Below are 12,379 nucleotides of genomic sequence, written 5' to 3'. Positions count from 1 at the left end.
CTACCGATACAAATCCGCCCGCGTCGGCGGCAGGCCACTCGGCCCTCGGGCGCGCTTGGTGACGACGGTCTGGAAAATCTGCGCCGAGGCGCGCTCGAAGGTGATCGAGCAGCCGGTGAGATAGAGCAGCCACAGCCGCGCCTTGGCCTCGCCGACCTCAGCGACCGCCTCGTCGAAGCGGGCCTGCAGCCGCTCGGCCCACAGCCGGCAGGTGCGCGCATAATGCTCGCGCAAATTCTCTACGTCGTAGACCAGGAAGCCATGCGCCTCGAAATTGCCGAGCGTCATGCCGATCGTATCGAGTTCGCCGCCGGGGAAAATGTATTTGAGCAGCGCCTTGAACTCCGGCCCCTTGCGCAGGGTTTTCTTCAAGTCGCCCTTGCTGCGCCTGGTGATGGCGTGGTGCAGATAGATGCCGCCTGGCTTGAGCAGGCGATGGATGGTCTTGAAATAGGTAGCGTGGTTGGCGAGGCCGAGATGCTCGAACATGCCGATCGACGATATCTTGTCGAAGGAACCGGTGAGCTCCGCATAGGATTTGATCTCGATGGTGATGCGGTCTTCCAGCCCCTCGGCGCGGATGCGCTCGCGGGCGAGATCGGTCTGCGCCTGCGACAGCGACACGCCATGGCCGACGACGCCGTAATTCTTTGCCGCATGGATCAGCATGGCGCCCCAGCCGCAGCCGATATCGAGCAGCTTTTCGCCAGGCTTCAGCCGCAGCTTGCGGCAGATGTGATCAAGCTTGTCGGCCTGAGCCTGGTCGATGCCATTGGCGAAATCTGTGAAATAGCCGCAGCTGTAGACCATGCGCTCATCAAGGAAGAGCCGGTAGAAGGCATTCGAAATGTCGTAGTGATGCTGGATCGCTTCCTGGCTCGACCCGCTGACATAGGGATTGCGCCCCGACAGATCGGTGCGCGCACTCATCTGCTTGCGTGACAAGAGCACCGCCGGCAGGTCGCGCAGGATCGCCAGCTTCGGCAGGGACTTGATCTTGGTCCTGAGCTTGCCTTGCGACGGCAAGGCGTAGAAATCGAAAATCGTCCCGTCTTCGATGTCTATCGTCTTGGAAATCCACATCTCGATCAGCGTTGACAAGGACGGCCGCTTCACCACCTGCCAGACAATGTCCTGGTCGTTGATGGTGAGCACTGGCCCACTGGCGGGGCCGATTCGCTCGCCGGTCCACAGCCGGACCGCAAAACCCGGCTTCAGCGTTTCGATCACCGTTCGCACGATGCGCGCCGCCTTCTCCGCTGCTTCCATGCCATTCCTCCGAAGGCTGGTCCCCAGCCGGAGTTTGCCCGCCCCGGCGGCCGTTCGCAACCCAGCGCGCAGACGGCGGCTCGCCAGCTATTTCAAACCGGCATCTTGTCTTTTGCTCCGACGCACCCCATCATCACTGTGTGTTCAACAAATCGAAAGGAGGTGATCCGATGTCGAGTGATTTCGTTTTCCAGAACGTGGCCTCAGCGGATTGCACTTTCGGGAAGCAGTCTTCCCGTTAAGGCGCGAGAAGCGCGGCGGGTGACTTCGGTCGCCGCCATCGGCCGCGCCATGGACGGAAACACGGAAGGCCGCCGGCTTCGTCAAGAAGCGGCGGCCTTTTCCTTTGGAGCCTGAAAGTCGGCTAGTTGGTCAGCGCAAGGTTCTCGATGTTGCGGGCAATGGTCTGGAAGGCATCGTTGAGTTCGGTTCCGCTGGCAACCTGGTAGAAATGCCTGATGCTACCGGTGTCCGGGCTGGCGCAATCCTGCAAGGTCGCCTTGGCGTTCTTCTCGGTGAGATTGAAGCCGATGGTGAATATCTCGATGCCCTTGTTGCGCATCGCACCGCACAAGGTCTTGGCTGCCGTACGGGTCGGTTCCTTGCCGGCGTCGTTGTAGACCTGATCGACGCTGCTGGCGTCGAAATAGGACAGGTTGAATTCGCCGTCGGTCATCAGGATCGCAAATTTGGCGACCTTCTTCGGGTCCATTTTGGCAGGCCGCTGCGACGCCTTCATCACGCTGCCCCAGTTTTCCGACAGCATGTACCAGGCCCACTGCACGCCGATATGGCCGGCGGTGCCGCCCGAAGCGGAAAAATTCTTGATGACGTTCTTGAGCGCGTTGGCGTCGGCCGTCAGCGGCATCAGCGCTGCGGCCGGACAGGCCGCCGTGTTGGTGTTTTGCGCGAAGCCCGACAAGAGATAATCGCGATTGACCATGCCGACATCGGGGCCGGCATCCGTATACTGGTTGGCGCCCTTGCGCTCGGTGGCGCAATTGTCCGGACGCGTCGATGACGAGACGGCTTGCGGGTCGTCATTGGCCGGAGCCTGTTTGCGCTGGCTGGACCTGGTTTCGACAAACACGCTGCTGGCGGCAAGCGCACCGGCATTGACCGAGTTGGCGTAGGGCACGATGGCGACGCGCACCCGCGGCTTCGAAATGTCCTGGCCGGCAAGGAACGCATCGACGGCATTGCTTGCCGCCACCCTCAAGTCCTTGATCTTCTGACCAGCCATCGAGCCGGTGACGTCGAGCATCATCGAGACCTCGATGGTCTTGTCGGAATAGAGCGCCGTGGTCGAAGCGCCGACGCGCTGCATGTCGCCGACGCTGAACAGCGGAAAGTAAAGCCCGATATCGACGTGGGCGTCGGCCTTGACCGTGTTGGCGGTCCTGTCGACGGTCAGCTTGTCAAGCACGATCTGATCGGCCTGCAGTATGCCGGCCATGCTGTTGGCGTCGAGAAACGCCTGCACGGACCTGTTGGCGTCGGCTTCCTTGATCACGCCGGTGGTCAGGTCGCGGGCAGTCGAGGTGACAGCGGCATCGACCACGCCCTGCAGGCTCGATTTGGCGTTGTAGATCTGGGAGATATTGACGGCAAAGCCGACGCCGAGCGCCAGGACCGAAGCGGCAACGCCGAACAGCACCGCGAAACTTCCGCTGCGATCCCTGGCGAAAACGCCAGCCGCGTGAACAAGACCTTGGTAATTCCGCATCTGTTAGCTCCTCTCGGCCTTGTCGCCGTGTGGGGGCCGATGCAGGTTTCCGGCCGGATCGCGCAGCTACGTTGACGAAGGCCGCCGCAAGGCAATCAAGCTGTTGTTTTTGCTTGGTTTGCTCAGGGTACAAGGTAAACAGCCGGTAAACAGAAAATCGCCGGAGAAACTTCGTTTACGAAGCGCTTACCATGATCCACCGCATGCGGAATCCCGGTCCCGATCCGGCACAGATATCTGGCAGATGCAGTGTGTCGAAGCGGATCAGAATCCCGGCAGCGAACCGCTCTACGCGAGCATGCGCGCGCTGACAGTCTTGTCGACCCCGTGATAGGGCGGATTGAACAGTTTGCCTTCCTGCTCATAGGTCCAGACCTTGAACAGGCTCAGCCGGTGCGGACCGAAACTGTGCAGCAGCGGCACATCCGTCGCGTCGCGGCCGCGCGCGATGACGACGCGGCCGATCCTGGGTTTGTTGTGCCGGGGGTCGAACGTATACCATTTGCCGTCGAGGAACACTTCCATCCAGGCCGAGAAATCCATCGGCGCCGGATCGACCGGCACGCCGATGTCGCCGAGATAGCCGTTCACGTAGCGGGCCGGGATGTTCATGCAACGGCAGAGCGTGATCGCCAGATGGGCAAAGTCGCGGCAGACACCGACGCGCTCCTCATGCGCCTGGGCGGCCGTTCGCGTCGGGCGGGCATAGCCGTAGCCGAAGGACAGCCGGTTGTGGACATAGTCGACGATCGCCTGCACCCGCGCCCAGCCGGACGGCAGATGGCCGAAAAGCTGCCAGGCCAACCCGCCGAGATGATCGGTCTCGCAATAGCGGCTGCCGAGGAGATAGCCGAGCACATCGTCCGGCAGTTCCGCCACCGGCACTTCCCTGGCCAGCGTGTTGACTTCATCGGGCTCGCCGCTGTCCTCGACGGCGGCGTCGTAGAGGATGCGGAAATTGCCGGCGGGCGCGACAAAGCGGCGACAGGCATTGCTGAACAGGTCGTGATAGACCTTGCTCGGCACCGAAGGCGACGTAAGCACGCGCGTCTGCCGCTTGATGTCGGCTTGCCGGTCCGCATGGATCTCGAGCAACGAGATGACCGGCGTGGCATTGGTGCACTCAATGGCGATTTCGTAGCCGAGCCGGATCAGCATGGCGACTCCCCCCGTCATTTCGTCGTGGAAGACAGTTTGGTTCAAACGCCAAAGGCAGGATCATGGTTCCCTGGAACGATTGAAATGACCCGCCCGCATCTTCCCAGCAAGGCGCCATGGCGTTACGGTCGAACGACATGTTTTGACCCTTCGAAAACCCCAAAAACGATCTGGAAAATTTGATGTTTGCAGGCAGACAATTCGCCGCCTTCCTGTTCGATATGGACGGCACGGTGCTCAATTCGATTGCTTCGGCCGAACGCGTCTGGGCGGCGTGGGCGCGTAAGCATGGCCTCGACGTTGACGCCTTCCTGCCGACGATCCATGGCGTACGCGCCGTCGAGACCATCACCAAACTGGCGCTTCCCGGCGTCGACCCGGTGCACGAGGCATTTGTGCTTCTTCAGGCCGAGTCCGACGATGTCGAAGGCGTGCTGCCGATCGCCGGCGCCGTACCGTTTCTCACCGCGCTGCCGGCCGATCGCTGGGCGATCGTCACCTCGGCGCCGCGACCGCTGGCGCTGCTGCGGATGCAGGCGGCCGGCATCCCGGTTCCGGCGTTGATGGTCGCGGGCGAAGACGTCTCGCAGGGCAAGCCGGCGCCCGATTGTTTCCTGCTGGCGGCAAAACGGCTCGGCGTCGATATCAGCGACTGCCTGGTCTTCGAAGATGCCCCGGCAGGCATCGCCGCGGCTGAGACGTCAGGAGCGTCGGTGATGGTGATCAGCGCCACCCACCAGCACCCGATGGCGACACCGCACACGGCGATTGCCGGCTATGACGCTGTTTCCATCGCCATTGATGACAGCGGCTGGATGACGCTGGAGGCACAGCGCAGCGCGGCCTAGGACGTTATCTAAAAGTCGCTGGTCAGGCCTTTGACTTCCCAGTCACCATAGCGGCCGGGTTCCTTGCCGCCGCGGCCGCCGACTTCCTTCGGCAGCGCGGCTTCCTTCTGGCGATACTCTTCACGGCGCGCCCTGGCTTCGGCCAGCGCGCGGCGGGCGGCGGATGTCAACTCCTTTGGCGGCGCGCCGTCATCCGTGCCGGCGGGCGTTTTACTGGGTTCGTCGGTCATGCGATAATTCCGCGGATTGAAACGAGAGGCGGCGTTTCCCATCATATAGCGATGATGACACCCGGATCGACCCTTTTCTGTCACAGCCGCAAACGGAGCAGACGATGAGCACGCTACGCACCGCCATGCTTCTGGCCGCGATGACGGCGCTGTTCATGGGCGTCGGCTTTCTGATCGGCGGCACCGGCGGCATGATGATCGCTTTCCTGTTCGCCGCCGGCACCAATCTGTTCAGCTACTGGAATGCCGACAAGATGGTGCTGTCGATGAACAACGCCGTCGAGGTCGACGCCAGGAATGCACCCGAATTTTACGCCATCGTCGAGGCGCTGGCCAAGCAGGCCGGCCTGCCGATGCCGAAAACCTATCTGATCGACAACCCGCAACCCAACGCCTTCGCTACCGGCCGCAATCCCGACAATGCCGCGGTCGCGGCCTCGACCGGCCTGCTGGAGCGCCTCTCGCACGAGGAGGTGGCCGCCGTCATGGCGCACGAGTTGGCTCACATCCAGCACCGCGACACGCTGACCATGACCATCGTCGCCACGCTCGCCGGCGCGATCTCGATGCTCGGCAATTTCGCCTTCTTCTTCGGCGGCAGCCGCGACAACAACAACCCGTTCGGCTTTGTCGGCGTGCTGGTGGCGATGCTGGTTGCGCCGTTTGCCGCCATGATCGTGCAGATGGCGGTCAGCCGCACGCGCGAATACGAGGCCGACCGACGCGGCGCCGAAATCGTTGGAAATCCGCTTTGGCTGGCGTCCGCCCTTGACAAGATCGCCCGCGGCGCCGAACGCATCCGCAACCCGGATGCCGAGCGCAATCCCGCGACCGCGCATCTCTTCATCATCAATCCCCTTCATGGCGAGCGCATGGACAGCCTGTTTTCGACCCACCCGAACACCGACAACCGCATCGCCGCGCTGCAGGCGATGGCGCGCGAGATGGCAGGCCGCACCAGCCAGCCGGCGCCGCGTCAGGCGTCAGCGCCCGAGCCGTCCGAAGAACTGCAGACTGATGGCCAGCAAGGCCCGTGGGGCAAGGCGGCCCAGCCCGACCCACTGGCCGAACCGGAACAGCCAAGATCCAATCCGTGGGGCCGCAACCCGACCGGACCCAAAGGTCCGTGGTCGTGAGCGGAGCCAGGGGCCGGCCCGCGCATTCAGGCAATCGTGAAGACAATGCAGGCGAGCCCGTCGCCGGCCTTGCCGCGCGCAAGGCGGCGGCGCGGCTGCTGGCGGCCGTCATCGATGCGAGGACACCACTCGACGGGCTGACCGACCACGAGAACGGCCATCCGCAATACAAGGCGCTCGACCTGCGCGACCGCGGCCTGGTGCGTGCCATACTGGTGACCGCGCTGCGCTACCGCATGACCATTGCCGGGCTCTTGGCCAAGCGCCTGGAAAAGCCGCTGCCACCCAATGCCACGGCGCTTTCGCACATCCTCCATGTAGCTGCCGCCCAGATCCTGTTCCTCGACATTCCCGACAGCGCCGCCGTCGATCTGGCCGTGACCCATGCAAAATCCGATCCGCGCACGCAACGCTTTTCCGGCCTCGTCAACGGCGTGCTGCGTACACTGGCACGCGCCAAGGACACGCAATTGCCCGCCGCCCTTGCCGCCACGGACGAGGCGCCAAAGTGGTTCTCCGACCGGCTGAAGGCCGCCTATGGCGCCGAGAAGACGAAGCAGATTCTCGCCGCGCACCGCGTCGAGGCGCCAGTCGACTTCACGGTCAAGGCCGATCCCGAACTCTGGGCCGAAAAGCTCGGCGGCACCGTGCTGCCGACCGGCACAATCCGCGTGGAAAAGCTCAGCGCCCCCGTCACCGAATTGCCCGGCTTCGGCGAAGGCGCCTGGTGGGTCCAGGACGCCGCCGCCAGTTTTCCGGCGCGACTGTTCGGCGATGTCCAAGGGTTGCGCGTCGCCGACCTCTGCGCCGCGCCTGGCGGCAAGACCGCCCAGCTGATCCTTGCCGGTGCCAAGGTCACGGCGGTCGACACCTCGAAAAACCGGCTGGCGCGGCTGACCCAGAACCTCGAACGGCTCGGCCTGTCGGCGGAAATCGTCCAGGCCGATCTGCTGAAATACCAGCTGGGGGAACTGTTCGACGCGGTCCTGCTCGACGCGCCCTGCTCGTCGACCGGCACGGTGCGGCGGCATCCCGATGTGCCATGGACGAAGACGGTGGCCGACGTCGAAAAGCTCGCCGAGCTGCAGGCAAGGCTGCTCGCCCGCGCCGTCATGTTGGTCAAACCGGGCGGTCGGATTGTTTTTTCCAACTGTTCGCTAGACCCGATCGAAGGCGAGGATCTGTACCGCGCCTTTCTGGCCGGGAACAAGAACATCGCCGACGATCCGTTGCAGCCGGGCGAAATCGCCGGGCTCGACGCGTTCCTGACCCCGCAAGGCACGCTGCGCACAACGCCCGCCGATCTCGATCGCGGCTCGCCGGGAATTTCCGGGCTGGACGGCTTCTTCGCCGCTCGCATGCGGCGTGTGGCTTAGGATTTTTGGCACAGAGGTTTTGAACCGCTGACCTTGGTGATTGGCTGAAGCATTCGTGACTTCGTCATTCTGGGGCGGAGCAAGGAGCGAAGCGACGCGGCGCAGACCCCGGAATCCATGCCGTGACACCAAGGCTTTGACACGGTGCAGAATTCTGCTCCGCTGCGTCCTCCGATCGATGTCGCGGCATGATCCCACGGTCTCCGCGACAGGCTTCAGCTTCGCCCTGGGGTGACGAAGTCGTGGAGGTCCAGCCAATACCCGAGCGCTTGCGATTCCTTAAAGCATGTCGTCGAGAGACCAATGCTTCCCCCACCTGGCATCGATTTCATCATCGACATTCTGGTAGCGAATATCGGTGGACAATCCATCGCCGCCGCCGTCGGCATCCACGAGGCCTTCTATTTCTCGCGCCTGTTTCGCGATCGCGAAAACTGTTCGCCGAGCGAGTTCCGATCGCGTCACAACCGCAAGTGAGCGCTGGATTGTCGGGCTTAGCCTCGGAAATCGCTTGACTTTTTTCGGGATGGATAGGCCGACGGCAACGTGAAGCCCTTCACGTCGGCGGAATTCGACTTCGCATAAGTTCTTGAATCATATAAGCTTGTGCTGGGGTACAGGAGCATAGTGCCGAAAAGTGTGACGCGGTTTTCGGACAACATCATGCTCTATCACCAGGTAACGAGGAGGGGTTTTGGCACTGGCGGCCGGCAGCACGACACGTCTGTGGACGCTTGTCGCTAAGGAGCTTTGGCGCAAGACGCGCCGGCGCCTGCGCGCAGGGCCAGTCTATCGCTGGCGCTATTCCGGACGCACGCCGGAGCGCGTCCTGATTGCGCCGCCGGACCTGCGCCTCGCCGACCCTCAGATCGCGCTCGAAATCTATTATGGCCGCTATCCGCTATCGGGCCACCTGGTCGAGACCGGCGGCAAATCGCCATTCCAGATCGAAGTCGCCAATCGCGGCTGGGTGAAAACGCTGCACGGCTTCCGCTGGCTGCGCCACATGCGCGCCGCCGGCACCGAGCTTGCCGCCGCCAATGCCCGCGCGCTGGTTTCCGACTGGATCGCCATCCATGGCAATCAGATTTCCGGCATCGCCTGGGAGCCGGGCACCACGGCCAAGCGGGTCATCGCCTGGCTGCAACATTCCTCGGTTGTCCTACAAGGGGCCGAATTTCCCTTTTACCGCGCCTTCCTGAAATCGCTTGCCGTGCAGATCCGCTATCTCCGTTCGATGGCGCGCGAAATGCCGGATGGCAAGGACAGGCTGCGCGCCCGCATCGCGCTTGCTTTCGCCGCGCTATCGCTCCCGGCGCCGGCCTCGGCACTGCGCGGCGCCACCCGCAATCTGGCGGAAGAACTCGATCGGCAGATCCTTCCCGACGGCGGCCATATTTCGCGCAATCCGATGTCGGTTCTCGAACTGCTCGCCGATCTCCTGCCATTGCGCCAGACCTATGCCAACCAGGCCGAAACGCCGCCGGCAGCACTTATGGGCGCCATCGACCGCATGCTGCCGGCGCTGCGTTTCTTCCGCCATCAGGACGGCAGCCTCGCCCGCTTCAATGGCATGGGCGCGACCATCCACGACCGCATCGCCACCATACTGCGTCATGACGACACCGCCGGCGCGCCGCTGCTTCACGCGCCGCATTCCGGCTATGAGCGGCTGTCGATGGGCGGCGTGACGGTCATTGCCGATACCGGCGCGTCGCCACCTGTCGACGTGTCCAACGCCGCGCATGCCGGGTGCCTGGCCTTCGAGCTATCCTCGGGCCGCCAGCATTATGTCGTCAACGCTGGCATCGACACCTACGGCGCCGCCGAATTCCGGCCGCTGGCCCGCGCCACCGCGGCACACTCGACCGCCACCATCAACGACACCTCGTCGGCGCGGTTTTCCCATTCGCTGCGCGTCAACGACCTGCTCGGCACGCCACTGCTGGGCGGCCCGCAGCATGTGCCGTGCAAGCGCATCGACCAGAAAGGCACGCAAGGCTTCATCGCCCGTCACGACGGCTATATCCAGCGCTTCGGCTTTCAGCACGAGCGCGAGATGAAATTGTCGAGCGAGGGCAATGTGCTCGCCGGCAGGGACCGCATCCTGCGTCCCGGCGGTGCGGCGATCCGCAACAACGGCCGCGATTTCGTCGTCGTGCGCTTCCACATCCATCCCGACATCAATCTGCTGCAGGACGAGCATGACCGCCTGGTGCTGACCGCCGACCAGGCCGACACCTGGGTCTTCACCTGCTCGGAGGTGGTGCCGGAGGTCGAGGAATCGATCTATTTCGCCGGCCTTGGCGGCCCGCGCCGCAGCCGCCAGATCGTGCTCGCCTTCAAGGCCTCGGAAATTGCCGAGGTCCATTGGCAGCTGACGCGCACCGGCATCGCCGGCTACCCCGAGAACAACTGAGCGTCGTTGCCGGTGCCGGCTTGATCGAGCTTCCGCTTGATTTCCTGACCTCATGTGCTACGGCCCGGCAACGCTCTCCAATCAGCCCTGAAAGGCCGCCAGCCCATGGCCGTCGCCGCCAAGAACATTCCGGCACCCGACCTCGTTCCGGTTCGCCGCGCACTGCTTTCCGTTTTCGACAAGACCGGCCTGATCGACTTCGCCAGGGGCCTGGCAGCGGCCGGCGTCGAGCTGGTCTCGACCGGCGGCACGGCAAAGGCGATTGCCGAAGCCGGCCTTGCCGTGCGCGATGTCTCCGAACTGACCGGCTTTCCCGAGATCATGGACGGCCGCGTCAAGACGCTGCATCCGTCGGTGCACGGCGCGCTGCTCGGCGTGCGCGATGATCCCGAGCACGCCAAGGCGATGCATGATCACCGTATCGAGCCGATCGATCTTCTCGTTTCCAATCTCTACCCGTTCGAGGAAGTCCGCCGGTCCGGCGCCGACTATGCCGCTGTTGTCGAGAATATCGACATTGGCGGCCCTGCGATGATCCGCGCTTCGGCCAAGAACCACGCCTATGTCGCCATCGTCACCGATCCCGGCGACTACGCCTCGGTGCTCAATGCGCTGGAGATGAACATCGGCTCGCTGTCGCTGGACTTTCGCAAGAAGCTGGCGGCCAAGGCTTTTGCCCGCACCGCGACTTATGATGCCGCAATCTCCGGCTGGTTCGCCGAGACGCTGGAGATCGAGCATCCGACATGGCGTGCCTTCGGCGGCAAGCTGGAAAGCGTCATGCGCTATGGCGAGAACCCGCACCAGAGCGCCGGCTTCTACGTCAACGGTGACAAGCGGCCGGGCGTCGCCACGGCGCGGCAGTTGCAGGGCAAGCAACTGTCCTACAACAACATCAACGACACCGACGCCGCCTTCGAGCTCGTCGGCGAGTACGACCCCAACCGCTGCGCGGCCGTCGCCATCATCAAGCACGCCAACCCGTGCGGTGTCGCCGAGGGCGCCTCGCTGGCAGAGGCTTATGCCAGGGCGCTGGCCTGCGATCCGGTCTCGGCCTTTGGCGGCATCGTCGCCATGAACCGCATCCTCGACGCCGAGGCGGCGGAGGAGATCGTCAAGACCTTCACCGAAGTGATCATCGCGCCGAATGCCTCGGAAGACGCCATCCGCATCGTTGCCGCCAAGAAGAATTTGCGCCTGCTGGTCACCGGCGGCCTGTCCGATCCGCGTTCTGCCGGCATCACGGTGAAGTCCGTCGCCGGCGGCATGCTCGTCCAGGGCCGCGACAATGCGGTTGTCGACGATCTCGAACTCAAGGTGGTGACCAGGCGCGCGCCGACGGCAACCGAAATGGCCGACCTCAAATTCGCCTTCCGCATCGCCAAGCACGTCAAGTCGAACGCCATCGTCTACGCCAGGGACGGCGCCACCGTCGGCATCGGTGCCGGCCAGATGAGCCGCGTCGATTCCTCGCGCATCGCCGCCCGCAAGGCGCTCGACGCCGCCGAGGCTGCAGGCGTGGCCGAGCCGCTGACCAAAGGCTCGGTGGTCGCCTCCGACGCCTTTTTCCCCTTCGCCGACGGGCTTCTATCGGCGATCGAAGCCGGCGTCACCGCCGTCATCCAGCCCGGCGGCTCGATGCGCGACGACGACGTGATTGCCGCCGCCGACGAGCATGGCATCGCCATGGTGTTTACCGGCGTGAGGCATTTCCGGCATTAGCGCCTTTCTATCCTTCTCCCCTTGTGGGAGAAGGTGGATCGGCGCGCAGCGCCGAGACGGATGAGGGGTGTTCCAGCGGAGTGAGGCGTTGGTGTCCTTCTGGAACACCCCTCATCCGTCGCCTTCGGCGACACCTTCTCCCACAGGGGGCCTGTTGCGTAATTGGCTGGTTGTGATTCTCTGAGACGGAAGTTCGGAGGGAATCGCAATGGCGGTGAAGCAGACGGGTCAGTTGAGCCTGGCAGAGGCTTTTCTTGGCCATAAGCTGGTGGGAGGCTCTTCGCCGCTCGACCGATTGTCAGGTCTGGTGAAGTGGTACCGTTTCGAGAAGCTGCTGGCGGCGTTGCGCGATGGCGGGCCAGGACGTGCTGCCTGGCCGCCTCTGGTGCTGTTCAAGGCACTGTTGCTGCAATCACTTTATGGGCTGTCGGATCGCGAGCTGGAGGAGGCGCTCGGCGACCGGCTGTCGTTCCGGCGCTTTGTCGGGCTTGGTCT

General features: G+C 63.7%; 11 protein-coding genes. 7 read left to right on the top strand and 4 right to left on the bottom strand.

Translation table 11 applies throughout. The annotated features are described in order from the left end of the window. The 3 genes from ACWGTO_RS00055 to ACWGTO_RS00045 all read right to left on the bottom strand — a co-directional run bounded on the left by ACWGTO_RS00055 (position 1) and on the right by ACWGTO_RS00045 (position 4,153). Positions 1–1,269, bottom strand: a complete 1,269-nt coding sequence (locus ACWGTO_RS00055) for a class I SAM-dependent methyltransferase (protein ID WP_454572852.1) — start codon at positions 1,267–1,269, stop codon at positions 1–3. Positions 1,270–1,633: 364 nt separating this feature from the next. Further along, the gene (locus ACWGTO_RS00050; RefSeq protein ID WP_454572851.1) at positions 1,634–2,995 is read right to left on the bottom strand and encodes a pilus assembly protein TadG-related protein; all 1,362 of its coding nucleotides are present in this window, start codon (positions 2,993–2,995) and stop codon (positions 1,634–1,636) included. Positions 2,996–3,283: 288 nt separating this feature from the next. Beyond that, positions 3,284–4,153: a transglutaminase-like domain-containing protein gene (locus ACWGTO_RS00045; RefSeq protein ID WP_454572850.1), complete on the bottom strand. Its 870-nt coding sequence runs from the start codon at positions 4,151–4,153 to the stop codon at positions 3,284–3,286. 182 nt (positions 4,154–4,335) lie between these two features. On the opposite strand from ACWGTO_RS00045, the gene ACWGTO_RS00040 reads away from it, so the two are divergent. After that, the gene (locus tag ACWGTO_RS00040) at positions 4,336–5,001 is read left to right on the top strand and encodes an HAD-IA family hydrolase (protein WP_454572849.1); all 666 of its coding nucleotides are present in this window, start codon (positions 4,336–4,338) and stop codon (positions 4,999–5,001) included. Positions 5,002–5,009: 8 nt separating this feature from the next. On the opposite strand, the gene ACWGTO_RS00035 is transcribed toward ACWGTO_RS00040, so the two are convergent. Further along, positions 5,010–5,231 (bottom strand): DUF1674 domain-containing protein, encoded by a 222-nt coding sequence (locus ACWGTO_RS00035; protein WP_454572848.1) that lies wholly within the window; start codon positions 5,229–5,231, stop codon positions 5,010–5,012. A gap of 104 nt (positions 5,232–5,335) precedes the next feature. On the opposite strand from ACWGTO_RS00035, the gene htpX reads away from it, so the two are divergent. From htpX to ACWGTO_RS00005, 6 genes are all read left to right on the top strand, one after another. After that, on the top strand, positions 5,336–6,367 hold the full coding sequence (gene htpX, locus ACWGTO_RS00030; protein ID WP_454572847.1) for a zinc metalloprotease HtpX: 1,032 nt from the start codon (positions 5,336–5,338) through the stop codon (positions 6,365–6,367). Then, positions 6,358–7,743, top strand: a complete 1,386-nt coding sequence (locus ACWGTO_RS00025; RefSeq protein ID WP_454572846.1) for an RsmB/NOP family class I SAM-dependent RNA methyltransferase — start codon at positions 6,358–6,360, stop codon at positions 7,741–7,743. Before htpX ends, ACWGTO_RS00025 begins: the two co-directional genes overlap by 10 nt. Positions 7,744–8,046: 303 nt before the next feature. Next, complete coding sequence (locus ACWGTO_RS00020; RefSeq protein ID WP_454573512.1) at positions 8,047–8,220, top strand: hypothetical protein; 174 nt, start codon at positions 8,047–8,049, stop codon at positions 8,218–8,220. A 217-nt stretch (positions 8,221–8,437) separates the two neighbouring features. Next, on the top strand, positions 8,438–10,162 hold the full coding sequence (locus ACWGTO_RS00015; RefSeq protein WP_454572845.1) for a heparinase II/III family protein: 1,725 nt from the start codon (positions 8,438–8,440) through the stop codon (positions 10,160–10,162). A gap of 105 nt (positions 10,163–10,267) precedes the next feature. Then, the gene (gene purH / locus ACWGTO_RS00010) at positions 10,268–11,884 is read left to right on the top strand and encodes a bifunctional phosphoribosylaminoimidazolecarboxamide formyltransferase/IMP cyclohydrolase (protein ID WP_454572844.1); all 1,617 of its coding nucleotides are present in this window, start codon (positions 10,268–10,270) and stop codon (positions 11,882–11,884) included. 208 nt (positions 11,885–12,092) lie between these two features. After that, positions 12,093–12,379: transposase (locus ACWGTO_RS00005; RefSeq protein WP_454572843.1), on the top strand; the 287-nt coding region annotated here is incomplete at its 3' end.

It is taken from the genome of Mesorhizobium sp. PL10 (genome assembly GCF_053714315.1).
This window is presented reverse-complemented; position numbering and strand designations above follow the sequence as displayed.

Excerpts from the sequence above, each read along its gene's own strand:
- ACWGTO_RS00055 (WP_454572852.1), bottom strand. The coding sequence starts at position 1,269 with ATGGAAGCAGCGGAGAAGGCGGCGCGCATCGTGCGAACGGTGATCGAA.
- ACWGTO_RS00050 (WP_454572851.1), bottom strand. The coding sequence starts at position 2,995 with ATGCGGAATTACCAAGGTCTTGTTCACGCGGCTGGCGTTTTCGCCAGG.
- ACWGTO_RS00045 (WP_454572850.1), bottom strand. The coding sequence starts at position 4,153 with ATGCTGATCCGGCTCGGCTACGAAATCGCCATTGAGTGCACCAATGCC.
- ACWGTO_RS00040 (WP_454572849.1), top strand. The coding sequence starts at position 4,336 with ATGTTTGCAGGCAGACAATTCGCCGCCTTCCTGTTCGATATGGACGGC.
- ACWGTO_RS00035 (WP_454572848.1), bottom strand. The coding sequence starts at position 5,231 with ATGACCGACGAACCCAGTAAAACGCCCGCCGGCACGGATGACGGCGCG.
- htpX (WP_454572847.1), top strand. The coding sequence starts at position 5,336 with ATGAGCACGCTACGCACCGCCATGCTTCTGGCCGCGATGACGGCGCTG.
- ACWGTO_RS00020 (WP_454573512.1), top strand. The coding sequence starts at position 8,047 with ATGCTTCCCCCACCTGGCATCGATTTCATCATCGACATTCTGGTAGCG.
- purH (WP_454572844.1), top strand. The coding sequence starts at position 10,268 with ATGGCCGTCGCCGCCAAGAACATTCCGGCACCCGACCTCGTTCCGGTT.